At 61.9% G+C, this 25,721-nt stretch carries 28 protein-coding genes and 2 pseudogenes; 18 read left to right on the forward strand and 12 right to left on the reverse strand.

What is annotated here, in order from left to right; all coding sequences use genetic code 11:
* Together FHR20_RS22465 and FHR20_RS22970 are read left to right on the forward strand one after the other, a co-directional pair.
* Nucleotides 1-1,046, forward strand: a 1,046-nt coding sequence (locus FHR20_RS22465; protein ID WP_243857739.1) for a tyrosine-type recombinase/integrase, incomplete at its 5' end; no start/stop codon positions are given.
* Nucleotides 1,047-1,137: 91 nt separating this feature from the next.
* Nucleotides 1,138-1,401, forward strand: a pseudogene (locus FHR20_RS22970) (site-specific integrase); the annotation flags it as partial.
* Here the strand turns inward: FHR20_RS22970 and FHR20_RS22475 are convergent.
* The 9 genes and pseudogenes from FHR20_RS22475 to FHR20_RS22515 all read right to left on the reverse strand — a co-directional run bounded on the left by FHR20_RS22475 (nt 1,393) and on the right by FHR20_RS22515 (nt 8,302).
* Nucleotides 1,393-1,497, reverse strand: a complete 105-nt coding sequence (locus FHR20_RS22475; RefSeq protein WP_080572849.1) for a DUF2474 family protein — start codon at nt 1,495-1,497, stop codon at nt 1,393-1,395. The pseudogene FHR20_RS22970 and the gene FHR20_RS22475 overlap by 9 nt on opposite strands.
* Nucleotides 1,497-2,495 carry a cytochrome d ubiquinol oxidase subunit II gene (gene cydB, locus FHR20_RS22480; protein ID WP_167301666.1) on the reverse strand — a complete coding sequence of 333 codons (999 nt, stop codon included), beginning with the start codon at nt 2,493-2,495 and terminating at the stop codon, nt 1,497-1,499. Before cydB ends, FHR20_RS22475 begins: the two co-directional genes overlap by 1 nt.
* Complete coding sequence (locus tag FHR20_RS22485; RefSeq protein WP_048937948.1) at nt 2,492-3,886, reverse strand: cytochrome ubiquinol oxidase subunit I; 1,395 nt, start codon at nt 3,884-3,886, stop codon at nt 2,492-2,494. The genes cydB and FHR20_RS22485 overlap by 4 nt, the downstream gene beginning before the upstream one ends.
* 12 nt (nt 3,887-3,898) lie before the next feature.
* Nucleotides 3,899-4,684: a sulfite exporter TauE/SafE family protein gene (locus FHR20_RS22490; protein ID WP_167301667.1), complete on the reverse strand. Its 786-nt coding sequence runs from the start codon at nt 4,682-4,684 to the stop codon at nt 3,899-3,901.
* A 3-nt stretch (nt 4,685-4,687) separates the two neighbouring features.
* Nucleotides 4,688-6,271, reverse strand: a pseudogene (locus FHR20_RS22495) (bifunctional protein tyrosine phosphatase family protein/NAD(P)/FAD-dependent oxidoreductase).
* A 37-nt stretch (nt 6,272-6,308) separates the two neighbouring features.
* Nucleotides 6,309-6,719 carry a DUF6691 family protein gene (locus FHR20_RS22500; RefSeq protein WP_010338385.1) on the reverse strand — a complete coding sequence of 137 codons (411 nt, stop codon included), beginning with the start codon at nt 6,717-6,719 and terminating at the stop codon, nt 6,309-6,311.
* Nucleotides 6,716-6,922 (reverse strand): YgaP family membrane protein, encoded by a 207-nt coding sequence (locus FHR20_RS22505; protein WP_010338386.1) that lies wholly within the window; start codon nt 6,920-6,922, stop codon nt 6,716-6,718. The genes FHR20_RS22500 and FHR20_RS22505 overlap by 4 nt, the downstream gene beginning before the upstream one ends.
* Before the next feature lie 16 nt (nt 6,923-6,938).
* Entirely contained in the window at nt 6,939-7,388 is a 450-nt protein-coding gene (locus tag FHR20_RS22510) for a YeeE/YedE family protein (RefSeq protein ID WP_048937951.1), read from the reverse strand.
* Complete coding sequence (locus FHR20_RS22515; protein ID WP_048937952.1) at nt 7,385-8,302, reverse strand: MBL fold metallo-hydrolase; 918 nt, start codon at nt 8,300-8,302, stop codon at nt 7,385-7,387. The genes FHR20_RS22510 and FHR20_RS22515 overlap by 4 nt, the downstream gene beginning before the upstream one ends.
* A gap of 87 nt (nt 8,303-8,389) precedes the next feature.
* On the opposite strand from FHR20_RS22515, the gene FHR20_RS22520 reads away from it, so the two are divergent.
* Both FHR20_RS22520 and FHR20_RS22525 read left to right on the forward strand, forming a co-directional pair.
* The gene (locus FHR20_RS22520) at nt 8,390-9,013 is read left to right on the forward strand and encodes a peroxiredoxin (protein WP_048937953.1); all 624 of its coding nucleotides are present in this window, start codon (nt 8,390-8,392) and stop codon (nt 9,011-9,013) included.
* Nucleotides 9,010-9,402, forward strand: coding sequence for an ArsR/SmtB family transcription factor (locus FHR20_RS22525; protein ID WP_010338391.1), 393 nt, complete (start codon nt 9,010-9,012; stop codon nt 9,400-9,402). Before FHR20_RS22520 ends, FHR20_RS22525 begins: the two co-directional genes overlap by 4 nt.
* A 120-nt stretch (nt 9,403-9,522) precedes the next feature.
* On the opposite strand, the gene FHR20_RS22530 is transcribed toward FHR20_RS22525, so the two are convergent.
* Nucleotides 9,523-10,215 carry a VIT1/CCC1 transporter family protein gene (locus FHR20_RS22530; RefSeq protein WP_048937954.1) on the reverse strand — a complete coding sequence of 231 codons (693 nt, stop codon included), beginning with the start codon at nt 10,213-10,215 and terminating at the stop codon, nt 9,523-9,525.
* A gap of 205 nt (nt 10,216-10,420) precedes the next feature.
* On the opposite strand from FHR20_RS22530, the gene FHR20_RS22535 reads away from it, so the two are divergent.
* The gene (locus tag FHR20_RS22535; protein ID WP_048937955.1) at nt 10,421-11,101 is read left to right on the forward strand and encodes a response regulator; all 681 of its coding nucleotides are present in this window, start codon (nt 10,421-10,423) and stop codon (nt 11,099-11,101) included.
* Complete coding sequence (locus FHR20_RS22540) at nt 11,095-11,982, forward strand: sensor histidine kinase (RefSeq protein WP_167301668.1); 888 nt, start codon at nt 11,095-11,097, stop codon at nt 11,980-11,982. The genes FHR20_RS22535 and FHR20_RS22540 overlap by 7 nt, the downstream gene beginning before the upstream one ends.
* A 48-nt stretch (nt 11,983-12,030) precedes the next feature.
* Here FHR20_RS22540 and FHR20_RS22545 read toward each other — a convergent pair whose 3' ends face one another.
* Complete coding sequence (locus FHR20_RS22545) at nt 12,031-15,000, reverse strand: Tn3 family transposase (RefSeq protein ID WP_004213245.1); 2,970 nt, start codon at nt 14,998-15,000, stop codon at nt 12,031-12,033.
* Between the two features lie 139 nt (nt 15,001-15,139).
* On the opposite strand from FHR20_RS22545, the gene FHR20_RS22550 reads away from it, so the two are divergent.
* A complete protein-coding gene (locus tag FHR20_RS22550) occupies nt 15,140-15,709 on the forward strand; it encodes a recombinase family protein (protein ID WP_004213243.1) in 570 nt (189 codons plus the stop codon).
* 92 nt (nt 15,710-15,801) lie between these two features.
* On the opposite strand, the gene FHR20_RS22555 is transcribed toward FHR20_RS22550, so the two are convergent.
* On the reverse strand, nt 15,802-16,215 hold the full coding sequence (locus tag FHR20_RS22555) for a MerR family transcriptional regulator (RefSeq protein WP_004213241.1): 414 nt from the start codon (nt 16,213-16,215) through the stop codon (nt 15,802-15,804).
* Nucleotides 16,216-16,293: 78 nt separating this feature from the next.
* Here FHR20_RS22555 and FHR20_RS22560 point away from each other — a divergent pair, with 78 nt between their 5' ends.
* The 11 genes from FHR20_RS22560 to FHR20_RS22610 all read left to right on the forward strand — a co-directional run bounded on the left by FHR20_RS22560 (nt 16,294) and on the right by FHR20_RS22610 (nt 25,227).
* The gene (locus FHR20_RS22560; RefSeq protein WP_004213240.1) at nt 16,294-16,692 is read left to right on the forward strand and encodes a mercuric transporter MerT family protein; all 399 of its coding nucleotides are present in this window, start codon (nt 16,294-16,296) and stop codon (nt 16,690-16,692) included.
* 27 nt (nt 16,693-16,719) lie between these two features.
* Nucleotides 16,720-17,052, forward strand: a complete 333-nt coding sequence (locus tag FHR20_RS22565) for a heavy-metal-associated domain-containing protein (RefSeq protein WP_004213238.1) — start codon at nt 16,720-16,722, stop codon at nt 17,050-17,052.
* Between the two features lie 10 nt (nt 17,053-17,062).
* Complete coding sequence (gene merF / locus FHR20_RS22570; protein WP_004213237.1) at nt 17,063-17,311, forward strand: mercury resistance system transport protein MerF; 249 nt, start codon at nt 17,063-17,065, stop codon at nt 17,309-17,311.
* A 2-nt stretch (nt 17,312-17,313) separates the two neighbouring features.
* Nucleotides 17,314-18,744 carry a mercury(II) reductase gene (gene merA, locus FHR20_RS22575; protein WP_004213235.1) on the forward strand — a complete coding sequence of 477 codons (1,431 nt, stop codon included), beginning with the start codon at nt 17,314-17,316 and terminating at the stop codon, nt 18,742-18,744.
* A gap of 11 nt (nt 18,745-18,755) precedes the next feature.
* On the forward strand, nt 18,756-19,382 hold the full coding sequence (merB, locus tag FHR20_RS22580) for an organomercurial lyase MerB (protein ID WP_004213233.1): 627 nt from the start codon (nt 18,756-18,758) through the stop codon (nt 19,380-19,382).
* A gap of 59 nt (nt 19,383-19,441) precedes the next feature.
* Nucleotides 19,442-19,843 (forward strand): mercuric resistance transcriptional repressor MerD, encoded by a 402-nt coding sequence (gene merD, locus FHR20_RS22585; protein WP_037492485.1) that lies wholly within the window; start codon nt 19,442-19,444, stop codon nt 19,841-19,843.
* Between the two features lie 203 nt (nt 19,844-20,046).
* Entirely contained in the window at nt 20,047-20,691 is a 645-nt protein-coding gene (locus tag FHR20_RS22590; RefSeq protein WP_004213231.1) for an MgtC/SapB family protein, read from the forward strand.
* A gap of 293 nt (nt 20,692-20,984) precedes the next feature.
* On the forward strand, nt 20,985-21,134 hold the full coding sequence (locus FHR20_RS22595) for a hypothetical protein (RefSeq protein ID WP_162854508.1): 150 nt from the start codon (nt 20,985-20,987) through the stop codon (nt 21,132-21,134).
* A 263-nt stretch (nt 21,135-21,397) separates the two neighbouring features.
* Nucleotides 21,398-21,586, forward strand: a complete 189-nt coding sequence (locus tag FHR20_RS22600; protein WP_062788381.1) for a hypothetical protein — start codon at nt 21,398-21,400, stop codon at nt 21,584-21,586.
* A 49-nt stretch (nt 21,587-21,635) separates the two neighbouring features.
* Nucleotides 21,636-24,509 carry an HsdM family class I SAM-dependent methyltransferase gene (locus tag FHR20_RS22975; protein ID WP_206432992.1) on the forward strand — a complete coding sequence of 958 codons (2,874 nt, stop codon included), beginning with the start codon at nt 21,636-21,638 and terminating at the stop codon, nt 24,507-24,509.
* Nucleotide 24,510: 1 nt separating this feature from the next.
* Nucleotides 24,511-25,227: a hypothetical protein gene (locus FHR20_RS22610; RefSeq protein WP_167301669.1), complete on the forward strand. Its 717-nt coding sequence runs from the start codon at nt 24,511-24,513 to the stop codon at nt 25,225-25,227.
* Nucleotides 25,228-25,721: the final 494 nt, after the last annotated feature.

Genomic DNA, 25,721 nt, shown 5'->3' on the forward strand with positions numbered 1-25,721 from the left:
TCAAGTCCGACGTCGAGGCGTTCGATGCGTGGTGTAGGCGCAACAACCGGATTGCACTGCCGGCGACGGCCGAGACGGTGGCCGACTATCTCGACGCGCGGGCAGGGCAGGGGGCCAAGCCCGCCTCGCTTGGCCGCTACAAGGCGTCGATCGCCAAGATCCATCAGCTGCTTGATCTCAAGGATCCCACCCAGGCTGATCTCGTGAAGCTGCGGCTACGCGCGATCCGGCGCGAGAAGGGCACCGCGCAGGCTCAGGCGCGTCCCTTGCGCTTCAAGGGGCCAGTGCGAGACGTGGAGCGCGACAGTCCTCGCGGACTGAATGTGCGAGCTTTGCTGGAGGCGTGCGCGGGCGATCTGCCAGGCCTGCGGGACCGAGCCCTGTTGTCGGTGGCCTATGACACGGGGCTCCGTGCATCGGAGCTCGTCGCAATCAGCATCAATGACATTCTCGAGGCGCTTGATCCCGAAGCGCGCCTCCTCGCCATCGCGCGAAGCAAAGGCGATCAGGAGGGCGAGGGAGCCACAGCCTATTTGTCGCCCCGCTCTGTGCGGGCTGTCGCGGCGTGGAGAGAGGCCGCTGGGATCGACGCGGGGCCGTTGTTCCGGCGGGTGCAGGTACGGCGCTACAAAGCGCGGGCGGCTGTGAAGGGTCGTTCGATCGACAGCATCTCGGGCCGTGAGACTTGGGATCTGCGCAAGACGCTGTCCAAGCCCGCTGTGAAGGCGCGGGTCGAGTATGACATCGGCGCCGCGGCGCTCCATCCGGGATCGATCGGCCCGATCTGGCGGGCAATCATTCAGCGTGCGTTCGATCGCGGCGCATTGGGCGACCTTACCGCTGACGATCTGGCCCGACTGCTGAAGGGAATAAGCGCTCATTCGACGCGGGTGGGTCTTAATCAGGACCTGTTCGTCGCGGGCGAAGATTTGGCCGGGATCATGGACGCGCTGCGCTGGAAAAGTCCCCGCATGCCGCTCGCCTATAATCGTAATTTAGCGGCCGAAGCAGGAGCGGTTGGTCGCCTGTCTCGCAAGCTGGAATGACTGAGTTTGGGACATTCCCGACGTTCGCCTGTGACATGTTAAACGGCAGCCCTGATTACAAGCCGACGTTCCCGCACCTCCCGACGAACGGTCTCGGCAGTATGCTCGGCTTGTCGATGAATGGGTGACAGGAGTTGGCCTGATGCGGAGCGAATACGGCACCCGCTCACTCCGCCGAACGAAGGCATCGATCACATACAGGGCGCCCGGCAATCTACGGGTTGTCCAGATCCTGCTCGGCCATAGCAAGATCGAGAATATGGTTAGCTATCTCGGGATCGACGTGGAAGACGCCCGAAAATACCGAAATTTGAGTGTTGGCCCCTCACCTATGGCGAGGGGCCATTTAGCGTAGCCACCAGCGGAGCATTCCGCCCACAAGCGCCAACGCGAAAACGCTAGCAGCCCAAATGCCGAAAAACCATCCAAGGCGACTCAGCCAGAGCGGCATCAATGATACCCCTCAATGCCAACCTTGCCCCGGAAAACCCAATAGGACCAAGCCGTATATGCCAGGATCACGGGCACCATGATCGAGGCTCCAACCAGCATGAACAACTGACTGCGGACGGGCGCTGCAGCTTCCCAGATCGTCACCCGCGCCGGAACGACATCGGGCCAGATCGAGACACCAAGGCCGACCAAGCATAGCCCGAACAGGGCCAACGCCCAGAAGAAAGGCTGCGCATCGCGCTTCAATCGGAGGCTACGATAAAACAGGAATGTTACGACGAGCGTGGCGAGCGGCACCTGCGCTGTCGCGACCACGCCCGGGAAACTCAGCCAGCGCTGAAAGTATTGCGTTTCGAGCCGCAGCGTTGCGAGGCTGATCACGCCGATCATGATGAGCAGGCCGATGCCAAGCCGCCCGGCATAGGTCACCGTCTGCCGTTGCAACCCGCCTTCAGTCTTCCAGTTGAGCCAACAAGCCCCGAGCAGGGCATAGCCGACTAGCAGCCCGACACCCGTCAGCAGACTGAACGGCGACAGCCATTCCCACCAACCCCCGGCATAGCTGCGCCCCTCGACCGTGATGCCCTGTAGCAGCGCGCCGAGCGCAATGCCTTGCGCGAAGGTGGCGACGACCGACCCTGTCGTGAACGCCTTGTCCCAGAAAGCACGGTGCGCCGGGTCGCGCCAGCGGAACTCGAATGCCACGCCGCGGAACACAAGGCCAAGCAGCATGGCGATCATTGGCGCATAAAGCGCCGGCAGGATGATGGCGTAAGCCAAAGGAAATGCGGCAAACAGGCCGCCGACGCCCATCACCAGCCAGGTTTCGTTGCCATCCCAGACAGGCGCGATGCTGTTCATCGCGGTGTCGCGGTCCTGACCGACCTTGAAGAAGGGAAACAGGATGCCGATGCCGAGGTCAAAGCCGTCCATCACGACATAGGCGATAATGGCGAAGCCGATGATACAGGCCCAGATGACGGTGAGATCGATCATGACGATGCTCCCTCGATTATGGCCGGCGCGGGCGTGATGCCCGCGCTGCGAATAGGCGCATCGCCTAACGGCGTTTCATGCGCCTCAGGTGGCTTCTTCATCAGATGAAGCAGATACAAAATGCCCATGCCGAAAACGGTGAAATAGACGACCACAAATGCCAGCAAAGAGGTAGCGACCGCAGGAGCATCCAGCGGTGAAGCGCTTTGGGCGGTCCTCAACAGACCATAGATTGTGAAGGGTTGCCGTCCGACTTCCGTCACGATCCAGCCGGACAGCACTGCGATCAGTCCCGACGGCCCCATCAGCACAGCAAAGCGATGCAGTAGAGGCCAGTCGTAGAGCGCCTTGCGCCAGCGCGCGATGAGGCTCAGCATTCCGATCCCGAGCATCGCGAAACCGATCCCGACCATTACGCGAAAGGCCCAGAAGACGATACCGACGGGCGGACGATCAGCTGGTGGCACGGTGTCGAGCCCCCTCAAGGGCGCATCGAGTTTGTGCTTGAGAATCAGCGATGACGCCTTCGGTATCTCGACGGCATAATCCACCCGCTGCTTCGCGCTGTCGGGAATACCGAACAGGATCAAAGGCGCACCGTGCGGGTGGCTCTGAAAATGGCCTTCCATCGCCATCACCTTCACCGGCTGGTGCTTGAGAGTATTGAGCCCGTGCATGTCGCCGGCGAAGATCTGGATCGGAGCGACGAGCGCCGCCATCCACATCGCCATAGAGAACATCTTGCGTGCGCCGGGATTGGTGCGGTCCTTTAGGAGATGCCATCCTCCGACGGCACCCACGATGAAAGCGGTCGTCAGATAGGCGGCAAGGACCGTGTGAAAGAGCCGATAGGGGAAGCTGGGATTGAAGATGATCGTCAACCAGCTTGGCCCCGGCAGGAACTGGCCGTTAGCGCCAACCTCATAGCCGACAGGCGTCTGCATCCAGCTGTTGACCGCCAGGATCCAGAATGCGGAGATGAAGGTGCCAAGCGCGACTGCAAGCGTCGCGACAAAGTGCAGCTTGCGCCCGACTTTGTTGATCCCGAACAGCATGACGCCAAGGAACCCGGCCTCGAGGAAGAAGGCGGTTAGCACCTCATAGGCCATCAGCGGGCCGATGACCGGACCTGCCTTGTCGGAGAATACCGACCAGTTGGTGCCGAACTGATAGGACATGACGATGCCCGAGACGACGCCCATCGCGAACACGACGGCGAAGATCTTCAACCAGTAGCGGAACAGGTTGGCATAAACACCCTTGCCGGTCTTCAGCCACAGGGCTTCGAGCACCGCCAGATAGCTCGCCAGCCCGATAGAAAAGGCCGGGAAGAGGAAGTGAAAGCTCACTGTAAACGCGAATTGCGCCCTTGCAAGAATGATGGCGTCCATGAATATCCCCGTTCAGCTGGCTAGTTCGGACCAGCTCTTGAATAGCATGTAGATGGCGACGACGAGCACGAAGACTGCGAATAGGCTGTTCAACCGACCCTTTTCAGCTGCCAGCACTTGCGACGCTTGCGTACCGATCACGCTACCGACAACCCCGCCGACAATGAACACGCCGGCCAGGCCCCACAGGACATAGCCCGAGAGCGCGTAGTTGAGCGCTGTCGTCAGGCCGAAGGCCGCGACCGCGACAAGCGACGTGCCGATCGCGCGTAGTATGGGCATGTGGGTCGAAGCGATCAGGCCCGGCACGATAAGGAAACCGCCACCGATCCCGAAGAAGCCGGAAAAGGCGCCAGTACCGAGACCGTAGCTGACGACCTTGCCGACATTCTCCCGATTGCACTGTGCGCCTTCGACCCCTTGGTCACCGCGTCCGCGGAACATCAGGACCGCCACCACGATCATTAGAATCGCAAACAAGAAGAGCAGCTTGTGCCCATCTATGCTCTTGCCGAGCGTCGAGCCGCCGAGCGCGCCGACGACGCCGGCGGCCGCATAGATGCCGCCGCATCGCCAGTTCACGGTGCGGGCGTGGGCATGGCTCCAGAGCCCGGCAAGTGCGTTAGCCGCGACGGCGAGCGCGCTGGTGCCGATGGCCTCATGTGGATTGCGTATCCCCACAAGATACAGAAGCAGGGGCACGGCAAGGATCGAGCCACCACCACCCACCAGTCCAAGCACAAACCCGACAAGTGCACCTGACAGGCCGCCCAGAGCATATTGCATTGGTTCCAGCATGGCTCAGTGCGCCGTCTTGATCGCGTGTGGCGTGACCATCCATTCTCGGCCCTTGAGCATGCCATGCCAGTAAATCGGCGGCAGGATCGTATCCTTCAGGAGCCAGGACAGGCGCGACGGCCTCGTTCCGTCGATCAGCCAGTTGGGAAAGCTGGGCAGCAATTTGCCGCCATAGCCGAACTCGGCGAGCACGATCTTGCCGGCCTCGACCGTTAGCGGACAGGAGCCATAGCCGTCATAGTCAGCGGTCGGCGGCTTGCCCTCGAGCGCGGCAAGTACATTGACCGCGACAACCGGCGCCTACTTGCGCGCCGCAGCGGCGGTCTTGGCATTCGAGGCGGAGCAGGCGTCGCCCAATGCAAATACATTGGGATAGCGCACATGTTGAAGCGTCGCCTCGTTGACTTCGATGAAACCGGAGGCTGCTGCGAGGGAACTGGTGCGCACGAAATCCGGCGCGACCTGTGGCGGCACGACGTGAATCATGTCGAAGCGCTCTTCGACGCGTCGGGTGCCGTCGCTACCCTTGCGCTCGAAAGTCGCCACTTTTGCGGCGCCATCGATCGCGACGAGCTTCGATTCGAAATTGAGGTGCGCGCCATAGCGCTCGACATATTCCATCAGCGCCGGGACATAGGCGGCAACGCCGAACAGCACCGCGCCGGCGGTGTGGAACTGGACGTCGATGTCTTTCAGGACGCCTGCCTTCTCCCAGCGATGACAGGAAAGGTACATCGCTTTTTGCGGCGCGCCGGCACACTTGATAGGCATTGCGGGCTGGGTGAACAGCGCCCGTCCGCCCTTAAATTGCTTCACCAGTCTGTTGGTGTAGGGCGCAAGATCATAGCCATAGTTGGACGTCACGCCGTTCTTGCCGATCGTATCGGCCAAGCCCGGAATAGCGTTCCAATCCAATTTGATACCCGGACAGGCAACGAGAACACGGTAGCGGACTTCGCCGCCATCACTGAGGGTCACCTTGTTTTCGTCGGGGGCAAAATCCGAGGCTGCTGCGCGGATCCAGTTCACTCGGCTCGGCATGACCTGCGCTTCGGTGCGCCGTGTGAACTCTTTCTCGAAGACACCGGCGCCGACCATAGTCCAACCGGGCTGATAATAATGTTCCTCGGATGGCTCGATAACTGCAATATCGAGCTTCGGATTGCGCTTTAGAAGGCTTGCTGCCGTCGCAATCCCCGCTGCACCGCCGCCGACAATCACGACATCGTGAATATGGACTACAGGGGCCGATTGGCTCCGAGAGGAGGCGAGGTCATACAACTTCGTCGACCTCGCGCCGGAGCGGCAAAAGGCGAGAATCGGCCTAGGAAGGCGCGCTAGCGCACTTGCCATGGCCTCGACATTCGCATCGGTAATCGCCCCCGAGACTGCGGGCGCATGCGCGAACTCTAAGCCCAGTCGTTCGGCAGCTTCACGAAGCTCCGTAGCGGCAATCTGACCCTTCTCCTCGTTATCAGGTCGATTGCAGATGATCGCCTTGTAACCTTGGGCGGCGATTGCCGGAAGGTCGGCGAGATCAATCTGCGGGGAGATTGCAAAGTCCCGATTGAGCGGCTTGATGTCCATGGCTTCTCCTCGATCCCGCTCTGAAGCGGGCCTCTTTTCATTTTGTAATGATGCGGTGCGCGGTCATGCCGGCGAGCATGGCGGCGACGAAAATTCCGGCTTCAATTGGTGCGATGGCAAGGTCGGCGAGTGCGGGGCCGGGACATAGTCCCCCGATCGCCCAACCGATCCCGAATAATGACGCTCCGCCAAGCAACTTGGCATCCAGCAAGCTTGTACCGGGCAAGTCGAACGCCTCGCAGACGATCGGTCGCGGCATCCGCTTCTGGACCAACCAGGCGATCGCCATCGGCACCATCGCACCGACCATCACGAAGGCAAGCGTGGGATCCCAGGCCCCGAACAGATCGAGGAAGGCGCGCACCCGCGCGGGGTCAGCCATGCCGGATATGGTGAGCCCAGCTCCGAACAAGGTGCCCGCTAGCAACGAGATGGCAGGGACCTTCACTTCCCAGTGCCGCAGGTTGAAAGGCCGAGCGGGCGGTAGAGCGGACAGAAGCTGACCGCGCTTGTCAGAAGGAATATAACTGCGACGATCGCCAAGCCGACACCGAGGTCCCCGCTGATCGTTCCGGTCCACCAGAGATAACCGATCGCCAAGGCTGCGATGGTGCGCAGCATCCGATCGACCGTTCCCATATTCCTCTTCATGTCCGGTGTCCTCCGACTATCCGTTGATGAAACCGAAAGCGCGCATCAGCCCAACGGTGGCGAAGCCGCTGACCATGAAGGTCAGCGTTGCGACCATCGACCGGCGCGAAAGTCGGGAGAGACCGCAGACCCCGTGACCGCTCGTGCAACCTGAACCAAGGCGCGTGCCGAAACCTACGAGCAGTCCGGCAATGACCAGTTGCAGGACTGATCCTGTAAAAAGCGGTCTGATACTGCTGGAAGACAGTATGACGAGGAGTGCACCAAGCGGCAGTCCGGCGATGAACGCGAGCGCTATGGCGCGCGGTGCGCCCGTATCGGAAATTCCCGACGCGCGGGCCAACATACCGCTTACACCAGCGATGCGACCAAGTCCGAGCAGCATGATCGCTGCCGCAAGCCCGATCAGCAGGCCGCCAACCAACCCCGCGACGGGGGTGGCATTGGGGAAGCCGGGCAGCATCATACTGCGTTGACCGGAATCTTGAGGTACGTGACGCCATTGTCCTCGGCAGGCGGGAAATGACCGGCGCGCATGTTCACCTGGACAGAAGGCAGAATGAGGCGCGGCATCGCGAGCGTCTTGTCGCGGGCCTCGCGCATCGCGACAAATTCGTCTTCGCTTACCCCGTCATGGATATGGACGTTGGCTTGGCGCTCGGCCTCTACGGTCGTTTCCCAGACATAGTCCTTGCGCCCTTCCGGAAGATAATCGTGGCACATGAACAGCCGCGTTTCCGGCGGGAGCGACAGAAGCCGCATCGCAGATTGATAGAGGGTTCGGGCATCGCCACCGGGAAAATCAGCACGTGCCGTGCCGTAGTCGGGCATGAACATGGTATCGCCGACAAAGACGGCGTCGCCGATCACATAGGCGATACAGGCCGGCGTGTGCCCCGGCACATGCAGCACGGTTACATCAAGATTGCCGATCCGGAAGTGATCACCGTCTTTCCACAAATGATCGAAGTCGGAACCGTTGCGCTCGAAATCGGTGTCCGCATTGAAAAGCTTACCAAATGTCTGCTGCACCGTGATGATTTGCTCGCCAATGGCGATTTGCCCGCCCAACTTCTCCTTCAGATATGGCGCAGCTGACAGGTGATCCGCGTGAGCGTGCGTCTCCAGGTGCCAGTCGATAGCAAGCCCCTTCTCCTCGACAAAAGCGACGAGCGCGTTTGCCGAGGAGAAGGAGGTGCGACCCGAGGCGGGGTCATAGTCCAGCACGCTGTCGATGATCGCAGCGTGGCGGCTCTCGGGATCATGAACAACATAGGTCACCGTGAAGGTCGGCTCGTCGAAGAACGCCTTGATCTGGGGGGTGCCCGTTTGAGCGGCTGAGATCTGCGATGAGGCGGCTGCAAGAGCGGAGTCGGCCACGGAAAACCTCACAAATTCACGTTTACATATATCGTGTAATCGAATAATCTTGTTGCGTCAAGAGGGAGGAGCGTCGAAGGAGACGTCATGGAAATGGCCCAAAGAATTGAATCTCGCTCACCGCGCATTGGAGAGCCCGCGCCAGACTTTCGCGCCCGTTCGACCGGGGGCGAAATTCAGCTTTCAAAGTTGCGTGGACGATGGGTGATCTTTTTTTCCCATCCCGCTGACTTCACGCCAGTTTGCAGCACCGAATTCGCTGAACTCGCCCGTCGGCAGTCGGAATTTGATGCCCTTGAAACGTCGCTGTTGGGACTGTCAGTCGACAGCCTTTACTCGCACATGGCGTGGGTCAGAGCGATCCGAGAGACGCTCGGAGCGGATGTCCGCTTCCCGATAATCGAGGATCCGAGCATGGCGATTGGGCATGCCTATGGCATGGTTGACGAGCAATCTGCTGACAGCATGGCTATGCGTTCGACATTCTTCATCGATCCCGAAGGGGTCATAAGGGCGATCACATGCTACCCCCATAATGTTGGGCGATCGGTCGATGAGATGCTGCGGTTGCTTAAAGCACTGCAAGTGGTGGGCAGTGCCCAGAAACTTGCGCCTGAAGGGTGGCGGGACGGACAGCCTTTGCTCTGTCCACCATCTGACATCGCAGAAGATCGCCAGGACTGGTTTTGCCGCTTCGCGGACGCGCTATGAACGAGGCCTTTTACGAGGACCGTGAAGCTGCGACCGTCGCGTCCGAGAAGCTCAAGGTTTTTGCGCAACCACAGCGCCTCATGATCCTCTCTTGCCTGTTGCGCGGGGAGCGCAACGTCTCGGAGATCGGCGAAGCGACAGACATTGTCCAACCAGCACTCAGCCAACAGCTAGGGGAGTTACGCCGGGCCAATCTCGTTCAAACGAGAAAGGAGGCCAAACTCGTTTGGTATGCGCTTGCTGACGAGGGGGTCGCTTTGTGCGTCCGAACAATGGAAGCGATTTTCGGAGGCCTGGGTAAGGTCGAAGAAATCCGGCCGTCTGCCAAACCGGAGCGTCGTCCATCATTACCTGAAGGCGTGGCCGGATTTGCTCAAGTGCTTGATTAAGATATTTACGCGCTGTTTGCCTCGTTTGGCTTTGTAGCGAGTGCTGCGGTGGTCGCTACAAGCGACACGCTCCTAACGTCGTAGAAGAAGTTTCATGTGCGCAGCTTTTGGGCCTTTGTCCTAAATTGCTTTCCCGACCAAGCTGCCAATGCCAGCGGTCAAACCCATGGCCAACGCCCCCCAGAACACCACACGACCGACAGGTTTGAGCGGGTTTGCACCGCCAGCGGCAGCTCCCACCCATCCCAGGAGCGCCAGGAACAGGAGCGATCCCAGCGCTTCGCCTGTTACGGTGAGCGACGCCGGAAGCAAAGCCGCAAGGATGAGAGGCAGCAGGGCTCCGGCCGTGAACGTCGAGGCAGACGTCAATGCCGCTGTGATCGGGCGTGCGGCAGTCATCTCGGTGATGTGGAGTTCTTCGCGAGCATGAGCACCCAGTGCGTCATGCTCCATGAGTTGTTTCGCAACCTCATGCGAGGTCTTTTCGTCGACGCCTCGCTGAACATAGAAGCCAGCCAGCTCTGCCAATTCCGCATCGGGATTGGCAGCGATTTCCTGCTGCTCCCGGCGCAAGTCCGCCGCCTCGGTGTCGGACTGAGAGCTTACCGACACGTATTCGCCCGCAGCCATCGACATCGCGCCAGCTACCAGCCCCGCTATACCCGATATCAACATAGAAGAACGGGAGGAACCGGACGCAGCGACCCCGATCATCAGGCTAGCCGTGGATACGATGCCGTCGTTGGCGCCTAGCACCGCGGCACGAAGCCATCCGATACGAGAGACGAGATGGGTTTCCCGGTGGCTGCGCATCGTAATCCCCTTTGAAGCCAAGCCATTTCTTTGACCCGAATTATAGCCTGTTCGCTATCTCGTGCCAGTCCGGCAAGCTCGATCCGCACAAATTTGGAGGCGCGACGCCCCATCGGATCACAAGCGTCAGAAGAAATTCATATGGTCAGGACGATGTCAGATCGGTTCGGTAATATGCCGGGTAAAACCATCGCCGGATGAGAGCATGCGCATTCTGATCATTGAAGACAATCGCCACCTGGCAGATCTGACGGCGGAGGGCCTTACGCGTCGGAAATTCGTATGCGATTGTGCCTATTCGGCAGCGGAGGCGGATCTGGTTCTTGGGTCGGCTCAGTATGATGCACTCATCCTCGATCTGGGCTTGCCCGATGGTGACGGCGTACATTGGATCAAGAAGAGGCGTGACGCGGGCCTTGCCGTACCGGTCCTGATGCTGACAGCCCGCAGTTCGCTCCAGCAGCGGGTCGATGGACTGGACGGCGGCGCTGACGACTATGTCGTCAAACCGGTAGAGGCGGATGAGCTGGCGGCGAGGATTCGGGCACTACTTCGCCGTCCGGGAGCCCGGGCAGCGCCCGTGCTGGAGGTGGGCAGCCTATCCTATGACACGAGCGCTCATCGCGCGCGGTATCAGGGTAAGGCCATCGATCTGTCACCTCGCGAGACCAGCCTGCTTGAGTTACTCATGCGGGAGGCTGGTGCAGTCGTTCGTCGATCTCGTATCGAAAATGCCCTGTATAGTTTTCGAGACGAGATATCCCCTAATGCAGTGGATGCCGCAATCTCGCGGCTGCGTCGTCGACTTGAGGAATGCGGAGCTCGCAACATGCTCCATACGATCAAGGGACTAGGCTACTTGCTGGAAGACCGGGAACCGTGCTGAAGCGTCTTTCGGTTGGCCATCGGCTCATCGGTGGCCTGCTGCTGGTTGGCGCCATCGGTACGGTGTCGCTGATCTACGCTGTCCTCTCGGAATATGGCATACCGTTTAGCGCCTTGCTCGATCCGACCATGCGCGACGCGGCATCGACGGAACTGTTCGATCATGTTCTCATCCCACTGGTGGTGCTGATCCTGCCAATGGGCCTTGCAACCACATGGGTCATCAGAACGGCATTCGAGCCCCTGAGCAAAGCGGCGCGTCATATCGAAACCGCACCGACCGAACGCGGGATGCAGATCGATGAAGCCGATATTCCTACTGAAGCGAAACCGTTCGTGCGGTCCATCAACAATCTGCTTCACCGACTCGACGCCTCAGCCCAGCAACAGGCGGATTTTGCGTCTGACGTCGCCCACGAATTGCGGACGCCGTTGGCCATTTTGTCTCTCGAGCTCGATCGACGCGAGGGTTCGGATGGAGATCCTCTGAAGGCGCAGGTCAGCGCCATGCGCCGTCTTGTGGATCAGCTCCTGCTACTCGCGCAGATCGACGCGGACGCCACCATGCCCATGACGCCTGAGCCACTCGATCTCGAGACTTTAGCTGAAGACAGTGTCTCGTCCCTGGCAGCGACCGTCATCGCGCAAGGGCGCGAGATCGCGATAGAGTCCGAAGGCCAGATGCCAATGATATACGGCCACAGGGAAGCGATCGGCGCAGGGATTCGAAACCTCATTGAAAATGCCGTCCGCGCGACGCCCATGGGCGGAACCGTGACGATCATATCCGGGCCCGGAGCGATCATCAGGGTGCGCGACCAAGGCGCCGGCCTCAGCGAAGAGAAATTGGCGCAACTCATCCGCCGCCATCAGAGGGCGTAGCGTGGAAAGTACGCCAGACAACGCTAAGGACGAACAGTCAGGGAACGCTTAGGCGACGCGGCTATCCGGCGGCAGATTGAGGGCCTTGCGGCCATTGGAAGCAGCGGCTCTATCCCAGAGGAAATCGCCGGAGAAAGCAATATGCTCCCAGCCAACAGGGGAGGTATGGGCAAGCAGATCATCAGGCACCGCGACCGATGTTGACCGGAGATGTTGGGCAGCGGCATCCATGTAGATCGTGTTCCAATAGACGATCGCGGCGATGACCAGGTTGAGGCCGGATGCGCGATATTTCTGTGCCTCATGACTGCGGTCGATGATCCGACCCTGGCGGAATGTGTAGATCGCCTGCGTCAGGGCATGGCGCTGCTCGCTGTTGTTGAGGCCGGCATGGCATCGCCGGCGTAGATCGGGATTTTCCAGCCAATCCAGCATGAACAGCGTCCGCTCGATTTTGCCGATTTCCTGTAGCGCGACGTCGAGCTGGTTCTGCCGCTCATAGGCGGCGAGCTTTCGCAGCATGACCGACGGCGCCACGTGTCCGGCCTTGATCGACCCTACGAGGCGCAGCACGTCGTCCCATTGCTCAGCGATGATGTCGGACCGGATGCGCTTTCCCAATAGCGGGGTGAGGGACGGATAAGCTGCAACCGGCGCGATCGTCGCGAGCCGTCGGTCGGGAAAGTCGCGCAGGCGCGGGCAGAAGCGAAATCCAAGCATGGCGCACAGGGCAAAGACATGATCGGTCGCCCCGCCCGTGTCGGTGTAATGCTCGGCGATTTTCAGATCGGTGCCGTGGCTGGTGAGGCCGTCGAGGACATAGGGCGCCTCATGCGTCGCCGCTGAGATCACGTTGACGTGGTAAGGCGCGCGCTGATCGGAATTATGGGTGTAGAAGCTGAAGCCATGATCGACGCCATAGCGGGCGTTGATGTCGCCCCCCGATGCGCCGCGCTTCGCGCCCCTGAAGAACTGGCCATCGGAACTGGACGTGGTGCCATCGCCCCAGACCCGCGAGAATGGCAGGCGGTGGTGCGCATTGATGAGGACGGCGAGCGCCGCGCGGTAGCTGTCGTCGCGGATATAGGCGTCATGGGTCCACAGGAGCTGATCGCGCGTGACGCCCTGGCTCGCCGCCGCCATGCGCGACAGGCCGAGATTGGTCGCATCGGCGAGGATCGTGGCGAGCAGCGCGTTTTCATTGGGACACGGCTCGCCGGTGCGCAGGTTGGTGAACGCCGCAAGAAAGCCGGTTTCCCGCGCCACCTCATGCAGCAGCTCGGTGATGCGGATACGTGGCATCATGGCATCGAGCCGGTCGGCCAGCGCTTCGGCGTCGGGCGTCGCGATCGCGCGTACCGGCGATATCTGGAGGCGGGCGTCGCGGTATCGCACACCCTCCAGAGCGTCGCGCTTCAGGCGCTGGGCAAATTTCTTCAGCCGCCAGTCCAGTTCGCGGCCCCGCTGTTCGAGCCATTCGCCGGCTGTGGGTGGCAGGCCAAGAGCCGACACGATCGGCTTCGCCTTCGGTACGCTCAGCAGGTAGCTGTCGAACCGGCGGTATCCCGCCGATCGCTCCACCCAGACATCCCCGGAACGCAGCTTGTTGCGAAGATGCGCGATCGTCGCGATTTCCCAGAGCCGCCGGTTGATCTTGCCGTCATCGCCCACAACGATTTTCCGCCATTCCTTGCGGAAAGGCATCGGAGCGTCGGAGGGCAGATCGCGCTTGCCCGACTTGTTGAGGGTGCGCAGTATTTCAATGGCGGCGATCGTTTTCGCGCTGCCCTTTCCGGCCCTGAACTGGAGCGCTTCAAGCAGGTCGGGGGCGAACTTGCGCAACGTCGCATAGCGATCGGCCGCGACCGTCAGTGGGTCGAGGCTGGCGGTTTCCGCGATCGTCGCCACTTCCGGCCTGGCCCTCAGGAGGGTGTTCCACCCGACCGAGGCGTCCAGGGCCTCTATAGGGTCTTCGCCGGTATCGACCGCATCGGTGAGCGTGTCGATCGTCCTGCGAAAGATCAGCATCAGTCGCGCCACGTTCTTCGACGTGGTGGCATAGTTGCGCGTTTGGGCGTTCTTCGCGCGGGTGAAGATGCTGCCGATCAGCTTGTCCGCCATCTCTAGGGCGCTGTCGGTCAGCCGTTCTTCAAGATCGAGCAGGAAGGCAACCAGCGTGGCGCGCCGCCGGGAGGGAATATATCGCTCGGTCATATAGGCAGGCGAAGCGCGGCCTTCCGTGACATATTGCCGAAGTCGGTCCGCATGGATGCGACCAGCCACCTCCCGGGAGATGCCGATCTTTCGCACTTGCCGCAAGCGGTCGAGAATCTGGCGGATATGATCGGGCTTGGCAGCGACAGGGATGGTCTTGAGGAATGCGAGCTGGCTCATGCCGCCGGCGTCGTCAAAGAGCTGGTCAAGGGCTTGGACCTGTTCAGTGCTGAGATCGGCAATCAGGGCGTAGGCAGCCTGCTTGCGGGCACGCGCACGCCCCGCGCTGCTGGCGCGCTCGATGGTGGAGATGGACGGTAGCAGAATCCGGGCCTCGCGAAGGGCGGTGACGACGCCGCTTGCGATCGTCATCCCCTTGTCGGTTGCCCATGCCGTTTTCGCGGCCGCTTCTATCATAAAGGGGATATCGGCGCGGGTCGGCCCCCGAAGGCCTAGGCGCGCCGCCAGCTCGCGGGCATGGTCCGTCATCGTTTGATCCCGTGCGGCATAGTCGGCCAGATCAGTTACGCGCAGGCCAAGCTGCTCCGCGACGAAAGCGGCGAGATCATGGGGTATCGCTCCCCTGTCGCGTATCAATTGCGCGAGGGCGATGCCCGGATGCCGCAAAAGGGCGAGCTGCAGCGCGACGCCCAACCGGTTCCGTCGCTCCCGCCGCGCGCCGATGATCTCAATGTCCGCAGGCTCGAAGGTATAGAGCCGGGCCAGATGGTCACGATCGGTCGGGATCGCGAGGATCTGGCCGCGCTCGCTTTCGGTCAAGAGTTGATGCTTGCGCTTTGTCATGCCGATTCCTGTCCACAAAAGGTCAATTGCGACTATGGACAGGCATGAGTAAAGAGACATAGTATGTGGACGGATATGGGTGGGGTGAAGCGGTCGCGCTTCAGAGCGTCCACAGAACGACCGTTTGGGAGACGCCGGCATGAGCGATATTCTGGGCTATGCCCGTGTCAGCACCGGCGATCAGGATGTGGCGGGGCAGACCATACGTCTCGAGAAAGCCGGTGCCATTAAGGTGTTCACCGACGTCATGTCCGGCAAGAGCATGGATCGTCCCGGCCTCGTCGAACTTCTCGCCTACGCCCGCAAGGGCGACACGCTGGCCGTGGTGCGCCTCGATCGGCTCGGACGCTCGCTCGCCGAGCTTCTCGCTACGGTCGAGAAGCTGCGCGCCCAGGGCGTGGCGTTGCTGAGCCTTGAGGAGAAGATCGACACGTCGTCGGCCGCTGGCGAACTGATCTTCCATGTGTTCGGGGCCATCGCCCATTTCGAGCGGCGCCTGATCTCCGAACGGACGAAAGATGGCATCGCTGCTGCCCGCGCCAAGGGAAAGCGGCCTGGCCGTCAGCCCCTCGACATGGCCAGGGTCGATGCCGCCATCAAACTGGTGGAAGCCCGGATATCGCCAACGGAAGCCGCAAGGCAGCTCGGTATCGGCCGATCAACCATCTACCGGGAAATGCGCAGATTGGGTATCGAGCGCCCCGCCTGATCGGCGGGGTAGGGTGGAGAATTGCAGTCGTTCCGCTGTTGCGCAAGAAGGGGTAGTTTGCGGGAGAACACGAAATCCTAACGCTCAGCGGGTCATGAGGCGAGCACCTCGATGATCGGGCAGTCCGGCACCATATCGCCGGAGCATTGCGCGGCGGTCTGGGTCAGCACTTTCTCGATGCGCCTGAGATCGGCGATCTTCGCGCGCACATCGGCCAGATGCCGCTCAGTGCGCTCCTTGACCTCTGCGCAGGTCTGCGCGCCGCCCTCGACGAGGGCAAGCAGGCCGCGTACTTCGTCGAGCGAAAAGCCGAGTTCGCGGCCGCGCAAGATGAAGCGCAGGCGGGATACGTGGTCCTCGCCATAAATGCGGTAGCCGGAGGCCGTGCGCGGCGGGTCCGGCATCATACCGATTTTCTCGTAATAGCGGATGGTTTCCAGATTGCAGCCCGTAAGCTTGGCCAAGTCAGCGCGCTGCATTCCCTTCCCGAAAACGTGATCGCTCATCGGTCCAAAAAACCTCTTGAGTCTGTAGTACCTACAGAGCGTAGCATGAAGTGGAATAGCAATCGAGAGGCGAGTCGCATGGATCGCGCTAATATGCAAATGCAGGTTCTTGAGCAGCCAAAGGCAACGGCGAGCCGCCGGCCAGGATGGTTCGCGGCGGGCGGTGTGGTCGGAGCGATCCTCGCCTCGACGTGCTGCATCGCGCCGCTTCTCTTGTTGATGCTCGGCGTTTCCGGCGCCTGGATGGGCAACCTCACGGCCCTTGAACCCTACAAGCCCTACGCCGCCGCCGTAGCGCTCGTCTTTATCGGGCTCGGATTCCGGCAGGTCTATTTCAAGCCGAAGGGGGCCTGCGCGGAAGATTCCTACTGCGCTCGGCCGCAAGCCTCGCGCATCACCAAGTCGGCGCTGTGGCTGGCCACGGTTCTGGTCCTCCTTGCCCTGACAATCAGCTGGTGGGCGCCGCTGTTCTACTGATCACGCTACCCCATAGGAGAAACCCATATGAAACGCCCCCTTCTCATCGCGCTCGGCGCGGCGGCCCTGGGCGCCGCCGGCCTTCTCTCGGCGCCGACGATTTCACCGCTCGCCGCGCAAGCTGCCCCCGCGCAAGCCGCCGCGGTCCAGAAGACAACGTTCAGCATCGAAAACATGACGTGCGCCATGTGCCCGGTGACAGTGACAAAGGCGATGAAAGGCGTCGCCGGAGTGAAGTCCGTCACTGTCGACTTCGCCGCCAAGACGGCGACGGTCATTTATGACCCGGCGACCGCCACCGTCGCAGCCATTGCCGCCGCGTCCACCAATGCCGGCTATCCGGCCCGCCCGGCGGGATGAGGACCGCAGCATGAAGGACGCAACGCTTCTGAAGACCGGCATCGCCGGCTCGCTCATTGCTGTGATCTGCTGCGCCACGCCTTTGCTGGTTGTCCTGCTCGGCGCGATCGGGTTGTCGGCCTGGCTGGGCTGGATCGATTATGTCCTCATGCCGGCGCTCGCCTTCTTTGTCGCGCTCACCGGCTATGGCCTCTGGCGCCGACAACGCGCCGCAGATTGCTGTGCGACTGAAACACAAACGAACAAGGAAAATAGCTGAACATGTCAGACTGCTGCACCACCGAAGGAAGCCGTAAGGGCGGCTACGACCTTGCCGTCATCGGCGCCGGATCGGCCGGATTCTCGGCCGCGATCACCGCCGCCGATCAGGGCGCCAATGTCGCGCTGATCGGCCACGGCACCATCGGCGGCACCTGCGTCAATGTCGGCTGCGTGCCGTCGAAGACGATGATCCGCGCGGCCGAGGCGCTGCATGGTGTGCGGGCCGCGCAACGCTTTCCCGGCCTGGTCGGGGAAGCAAGCGTGGCCAACTGGCCCGCGCTCGTCGCGGCCAAGGACGAGCTGGTCACCAGCTTGCGGCAGAAGAAATATATTGACCTGCTGCCCGAGTACAACGGCGTTGCCTATCTGGAAGGCGCGGCGCGTCTGAACGGGCAGGGCGTGATGGTGAATGGCGCCGCGATTTCAGCGGGCAAGATCATCATCGCGACCGGCACCTCGCCGGCCCTGCCGGACATTCCCGGCATTGAGGAGGTGCCTTATCTCACCAGCACGACTGCCCTGGAACTTGGCGCGCTACCGCGCTCATTGCTCGTCATCGGCGGCGGCTATATCGGCTGCGAACTGGCGCAGATGTTCGCGCGCGTCGGCGTGGCGGTGACGCTCATCACCCGCCGCCGCTTGCTGCCGGAGGCCGAGCCGGAAATCTCCGAGGCGCTGACCGGCTATCTCCGCGACGAGGGCATTACCGTCCGGACCGGACTAACTTATCGCGGAATCGCGCGCACGGCTGCCGGCGTCGAGCTGAGTATCACCACCGACGGCGCACAGCAGGTGATCGCCGCCGAGCAGGTGCTCGTAGCCACCGGACGGGCGCCGAATACCGATGGCCTCGGCCTTGTCGAAGCGGGCATCGCCCAAGCCGACAACGGCAGTGTGGTCGTGGACGACCGGATGCGCACCTCGAGACCGGATGTCTATGCGGCCGGCGACGTCACCGGTCGCGATCAGTTTGTCTATATGGCGGCCTATGGCGCGAAGCTCGCCGCGCACAACGCGCTGAACGGCGACGACCTCGTCTACGACAATACGGTCATGCCCTGGGTCACGTTTACCGACCCACAGGTGGCGGGCGTGGGACTGAGCGAAAGGGCAGCGCAGGCAGCGGGCTTCGAGACCAAGACCTCGATCGTCGCCCTCGACCAGGTGCCGCGGGCACTGGCCGCTCGCGACACACGGGGGTTGATCAAGCTGGTCGCTGACAAAACGTCCGATCGCCTGCTGGGCGGTCAAATCGTCGCGCCCGAGGGAGCCGACAGCATCCAGACCATGGTGCTCGCGATCAAACACGGCATGACGACGAAGGCGCTGGGCGAGACGATCTTTCCCTATCTCACCACGGTCGAGGGCCTGAAACTCGCCGCACAGGGCTTCGGCAAGGATGTGGCAAAACTGTCCTGCTGCGCAGGATGAAAGAGAGCGTCATGAGCCCCACTACATATATCGAGCATTTCCCGTCGATCAGTCGGTCTCAAGATTCCGCGGAACTCCTCGTCGCGCTGTTGCGGGAACTCGCCAAGGGGCGCCCGGTATCGCGAACCACGCTTGCCGGGATTCTCAACTGGCCTGATGAGCGCATCGCCGCCGTGCTCGCGCAAACCGCCAGTACCGAATATGATGATGACGGAAACATCATCGGCCACGGCCTCACCCTACGCGAAACGGCGCATTCCTTCGAGATCGACGGCCGCCGCCTCTACGCCTGGTGCGCTTTGGATACATTGATGTTTCCGGCGCTGCTCGGCTGTACAGCCCGCGTCTCATCGCGTTGCGCTGCCACCGGAGCGCCCGTTTCGCTTACCGTGTCACCCAACGAGATACGGGCTGTTGAACCCGCCGACGTGGCGGTGTCGTTGGTGCCGCCGCAGGAAACGAACGACGTTCGTCGGTCCTTCTGCTGCCACGTCCATTTCTTTGCTTCTACCCATGTGGCGCAAGACTGGGCCTCCAAGCGTCCGGGGTTGACCATCATCGGCGTTCGGGAGGCTTTTTGTGTGGGCCAGGAGCTGAATCGACAGCTGTTGCACCCGCCACACCGGGCAACGCCATGATCGCATACAACCCAGTTGACATCGGATTTGCAGCGCGCGGATCGAACTCCGGGGAGCGCATGCCCTGCCGACAGAGGAGGGAGGTGTCCGATGCCCCCTACACAGCGTCCCGTCTGGCCCATGATGCCGGAGTGAGCGTACATATTGTGCGCGACTATGTGCTGCGCGGGCTGCTGCGCCCGGCGCGCCGCACGCAGAGCGGTCACCGTCTCTATGACGATCATGCGCTGGAGCGGATGCGCTTCGTGCGCACCTTGTTCGAGGCGGGCGTCGGCCTCGATGAACTGACCAGGCTGTGTCACGCTCTGGACGGCGGCGGCGGCGATGCCATCGAATTTCTGCTATGCCTGCGGGCACGACTTGCCGCGCGGCGCGCGGCCCTGGACGTGCTGGACGGGCATCTGGAGCAAATGATTTCCGCCATCGGTGCCGACACCGCCAAAGAATCCGCCCGTGCCTGACAACCCTGCTTCCGAATCATCCTTCCACTGCCGCCTTTGGCCGGGCGGGTCGCCGCAATTGCGCCCGGCCAGCGCCGCATCGCTGACCATAGGCGATCATACCCGTGCCCCCGCCCGGGCGATCGCCTGTTCGCGGCGGCGATGCGGCGCATCATCTCTCGTCGCGCCGCGTTTGATTTCCGCCCCCCGTTCCTGCTGTGACAATGTCGTTTTCTGAGTTCATCATCGACACATTGCTGCCGCTTGTCGCCGCCGCGACGGTCGGCCTGACACTGGGCTTCGAGCGTGAACTGGCGCGCAAACCCGCAGGCCTTCGGACACAGTTTCTGATCACGTTGGGCACGGCCATATTCGTCCTGGCTGGGCGCTCAATTCCGGGGATGGAAACCGGACGGGTCGCGGCAAATGTGGTGACGGGCCTCGGGTTTCTGGGTGCGGGAGTTATATTGCAGCATCGCGGCACCGTGCGCGGGTTGACGACCGCCGCTCTTATCTGGGTGAACGGCGCGTTGGGCCTTGCTGCCGCCACGCAGGAGTATGTGTTGGCGGGCGTAGGCGTCGGTCTGGCGCTGGCCGCGCTGCGCGTGCTTGCGCTCATCGAAAAACGCTTAGGCGAAAAGTGGCAAATCCTCGAATATCAAATTACAACATATGAGAACGAGAGCGTTGTCCAAGCCATCCACGACGCTCTCAGCAAATGCCGATTACAGGAAGGTCCGCTTGCATACGAACGACAGGACGGGGTAACCCGGATGCATATCTCGTTCTGCGACACTCCCACGCGGCACCGTGAATTCTTGGAGCAGCTCCGCAAGATGTCAGACGTCACAGATGTCAGGGTGCTGTGACGTCAGGCTGTGATCAGGTTGATCGCGGTTACTCGATGGAGGCCCGCCCCTTCCCCGATCGACGGTTCTCCGAACGTTCTCACTTAGCGTTGTCTGGCGTACTTTCCACGCTGTGCCCTCACTTTACCAGAAGCCGACCTTGGCCGCTCCGTCACGAAAGGCCGGGTCTGGTCGTAAGCAGCCGCCAAATCGCCTCACGGATCAACGCCCGTATCGCTGATGGGCCTGACGGCATGTACTGCGCTGGCATTCGCACCGCCGCGAACCCGATCGTCGGCCGCGCGAGCAGGGACATGCCTCTCCTGATTGATCCGTTCGCGATCGGCGAATGGCTTGACGAACAGGCGCCGCTCCACGCCCTGGCGCCGGCCTGTTGCGAGGAAGGGTATTTCCTGAAACCGAGCGACGAGCGTTGGTCGACCGGAGCCAGTCTGGACGAATAGGGGTCGGTTTTCTATTCGGCGCCACAAAGCCGCAGGTTGACCAAATGTTCCTATTGTGTTCTCGTTATGACAACGGTTTTTAGCCGTTTCCATCAATCCGCCTGAGCCAGCGTGAGTCGAGGAGTCGATCCAGATTTCTTTATTTCTGTCTTTCCAGATTTCAGGAATTCCGTCTTTCCGGATTGCCAGAAAGGCGGAAATCTGTATTTCTGCCCAAACCGAAGCAGCCGAGAGGGAACATGGCCGCAGTGGGAGGGCGTATCTTGGCCAGCAGTCGAACCGATCCGGCCGACGAGGATCATGGGGGCGACGGCGAGAACAAGTCGCTCAATTTCAAGGTGAGTCCCGACTTCAAGAAAGAGTTCAAGGGCTTCGCGGTCTCCCAAGGGATCACGATGACCGATCTGCTGAAGGAGGGCTTCGCGCTCTCGAAGAAGAAGCGGCAGAAATGATCGTGGTGCCGTTCGCCCTTCCATCCGCCCTCGGTCCGAGGAGGCGGATGTGACGCTCCACACACCCGGCGCTGCATTCGAAGGCGCTGAATGGCTTTTCGCGATCGGGCGCGGGGGCGATCTGCCCGCCGTCGATGGCCTGGTCGCTGTCGATGGCTATGTTCCGGCGGGGCGGCCCCCCGAGGAAGTCGCCTTCATCGAGAAGGCCGCGAGCTACGGCGCGCGCGCGGTATTTTTCGAAGCTGGCCGGCATGGTCGCGCATCGGTCGCGCAGGCCTTCGTTTTCGATGCTGCCGCGCATGCCGACGATCGGGCTTTCGCTGAGCTGCACAAGCGGCTGTGGAGCTGGAGCGGCGTCCCGATCGTCTACCGCGCCGGTCCGGGGCAGATTCAGCTCTTCCGCTGCGCGCATGCGCCCGATTTCGTCGGTCCCGACGACACGCCAATCTGCCGGCCGATCCGCACGCTGGCGATCGGCGCGGAGATCGCGGTGCAGGACGTATGGTGGGATGCCGCTCGCATCCGCAATGGCGCCATCTGGGACGACCCCGATGCCTGCCGCCTGATGCTTTCGGCTCAGAAATCGGCCCATCGTAAACTGGTCGAAGAAGTCCGCGAGCTCGCTAGGCAGATGGGCGAGCGTAGGTTGCTCGATGGCGGGCTGCAGCGGCGATTACTGATCCTCTCACTGCTCATCGCCTATCTCGAGGAACGGTCGGTCCTTCTGCCGGACGACTTCGCTCGCGCCTTGCCTGGCGCCACCCACTTTTTCGAGGTTCTGGGCAATGGTCCGGCGTTGATAACATTGCTCGAAGCGCTCGAAGAGCGGTTCAACGGACATGTGTTCCGCCTGAAGGATGCAGAGCGCGCAGCGCTGGCCGACAGCACCGAACTCGCCAGCTACGCGCGGTTGGTCGAGGGCTTCGAGGATTCGACGGGGCAGTTCAGCCTCTGGCGCCTCTACTCCTTCCGCGACCTGCCGGTGGAGCTTATCAGCAACATCTACCAGCTCTTCGTGAAAGACGCGGCCAGCTCGATCTACACGCCGCCGGCGTTGGTTCGGCTAATGCTGGAAGAGACGCTGAGCTGGGACCGTATCGACCGGCTCATGGCCGGGGACGGGGTCATCCTCGATCCGGCCTGCGGATCGGGCGTCTTCCTGGTCGAGGCATACAAGCGGCTGGTGCTGCACTGGCGCTGGCGCAACGGCTGGGCGCGTCCGGATGTCGACGATCTGCGTCCGCTGCTCCAGCGCGTGCATGGTGTCGATCTCGAAGAGGGGGCGGTCGAACTGGCCGCGTTCAGCCTGTGCCTGAGCCTGTGCGACGCTCTCCAGCCCGAAGAGATCCGCTCCAGCGTCAAGCTGTTTCCGCGGCTCGCCGACAACACGCTCCACTGGAGCTGCTTCTTCGAGGCCAAAGAGCGCGGCCTGGTCCAGGCGCCGGTCGCGGTCGTCGTAGGCAATCCGCCGTTCGAATCCGCTCTCACGACGGACGGCGCGAGGCGAAGCTATGCCGCCTATACCAAGGCGCATGGGGCGCTCGCCGACAACCAGCTCGCCTATCTCTTTCTCAGCGAGGCGATGGAGCTGCTTTCGCCGGGCGGCGTGCTCGCGATGGTCGAGCCCGCGGGCTTTCTCTACAACCAGCACGCTCTCACGTTCCGTCAGTCCTTCTTCAGCCGCTGGTCGGTCCGTGAGGTTCTGGACTTCGTCTCGGTTCGGGGCCTCTTCAAGAAGGGCGAGGCCGACCCGAAGGTCGTCGTGGTCATTGCCGAGGCGGTGCAGCCGACCGCCGACAGCCGCCTCCTTCATGCCGTGTTTCGCCGCAACGGCCGGGCGACGGCCGAGCAGGGCTTCGACATCGACTATTATGACCTGCACTGGTTCGGCAACGCGATCGCGGAGAAGTCTCGCGACATCTGGCGGGCGAACCTGCTCGGCGGAAGCCGCGTCCACGACCTGATCCAGCGCTTGCGCGATTATCCGACTCTGCGGGATTTCGCGCAGAAGCATCAGTGGGATTTCGGCGAAGGCTATATCGCCGGCCGGAAGGGCATCTCGCGCCCAGCGGAGCACCTCGTCGGCAAGCCGCTGCTTCCGACCAGCAACCTGTCGCGTGATGGGCTCGATACGCGCTTTCTCGACGTCGTGCCCGACAAGCCGATCAAGGACACCAAGACCGCGCGGCGTTTCACGCCGCCTTTGCTGCTCATCAAGGAGCACGAGGATCTGCACCATGGCGTGTGGAACGGCCACTACCTCGCCTACAAGCACGAGATCGTCGGCTTGGCGGCCCCGGCGGAGCAACTCGGTGCGCTGAGCGCGATCAACGATTGGCTCTTCCGAGAAGCGACGGTTCTGCGTGCCTACGTGGCGGGGATCAGCGCTCGGCTCTTCACGCAGCGCGCCACCGCCATTCTGAGCGCCGACGTTCTGGCCGTGCCCTATCCCGAGGATCATGACCTCGACCTCAGCGAGAACGAGCGGATCGTTGCGGCGGATGTGGTCGAACACCAGCGCGAATTCATCCGCCTCGGCACCGGCGCCGCCGTCATGCGGCCCGCGCCGGGCGAAGCCCTTGCCGAATTCGACGACGTTTTCGCCCGGCAGATCAATGCGGTTTATCCGCGTACCGCCCTGAAGGCGCTGCCGGGTCAGCGCTGGCCTGGGGCGATCTGCAAGGCCTATGTCTTCGGTGATGGCGAGGTGGATTGGACCGGCGCGGATGGACTGCGCCAGAAGCTCGATGCGCTGCTCCAAGAGCGCCGGGGCACCAGCCTGACGATCACGCGGATTACCCGGTTGTACGACGACGGCTTCGTGTTCTTGTTGAAGCCCGATCGCCATCGTTTTTGGACGCCCGCCATCGCGCTTCGGGACGCCGACGACGTGCTCGCCGACCTCAGAGCGCAGGGCTTCTGAGGTGCTGGCGGACGAAGGCGAACGCGGTAGACCGGCGGGAGCGCTGAGTGTCGGTATCCATCAGCCCGGAGAATGGCTGTCGGCGCTGGTCGGTTTCATCGGCGGTGCGCTGGCGGGCTGGCGCGATGATCCGGCGCGCGAAGCGGCGACCGGCGAGACCAAGCTGACGGCGCAGCTCTGCTCGCGGCTGAATAGTCTCTCTCGCCACGCGCCAGGCTGGGATTTCATCCAGTTCAAGCGCGAGGAGCCTGATGAAGCTGATGGCCGCCGCGCGATGGACCTTGCCGTCGCCCCGAGCGGAGCCATCATCTGGATCGAAGGGCGCGAATACACCGAGTATCGCACCTTGCTCCCGATCGAATGCAAGCGCCTGCCCACGCCCGCAGCGGCGGATCGCGACGAACGCGAGTACCTGATCAGCCGGTTCAGTTCGACGGGTGGGATTCAGCGCTTTAAGGCTGGGCACCACGGTGGCAGCCATAGCCGTGCCGCGATGATCGGCTATGTCCAGGTCAACGACATCCCGCATTGGAAACAGCAGCTCGATAGCTGGGTTGATGCGATCGTAGGCGACACAGTGGAAAACTGGTCGGTCACGGATAAGTTGGCGCTGCTAGGCCACGATGCAGCGCAGCGCCTGGCGTTCCTGCGATCCCATCATCAACGACTCGCCGGCCTGTCTCCGATCCAGATCGATCATCTCTGGATCGAGATGTAGAACGCGATTCCCGACCGGGCCGGCGAAGTCGTGACGTGGCGTCGGCCAGGGAACCGAAAGTCCTCGAAGATCGGGTTCGGCAAACGCCTTCGCGAATGATCGCCCATTCCCTTGCTGGGACGTAGCACTGGCATGAGCGGATCAGGGCCAAGATCAAAGACCGCTTCTCCATCTTGGCGAGTAAATCCGGACAGTCCCAAACGTCCGACTTTTCTGACATTGGGCGACCCGGAAGCAAGCGGGAAAACATGTCCGCATTTGGGAAGTCGGAAACCGGCTTTGAATGACAATGATTGGTCGACTGCTGACGGCACTCCATGGTGCTAGATCGAGAAAACGCTTATTCCGATAATACAGTTATCGTGTAAGCGGATTTGACCGTTCTTTATAAGGTGGGCTACAAGCGCGGCTGAGGAGCGAGGCGCGTCGTGAGCACCGAAACCGCCCGGGAAGGGCCAGAAATCCCCGTAGCGCCGCCTGAGGCTGTCCTGCCG

This window comes from Sphingomonas leidyi, assembly GCF_011761945.1.
In the GTDB taxonomy this organism is placed as follows: Bacteria; Pseudomonadota; Alphaproteobacteria; order Sphingomonadales; family Sphingomonadaceae; genus Sphingomonas; species Sphingomonas leidyi.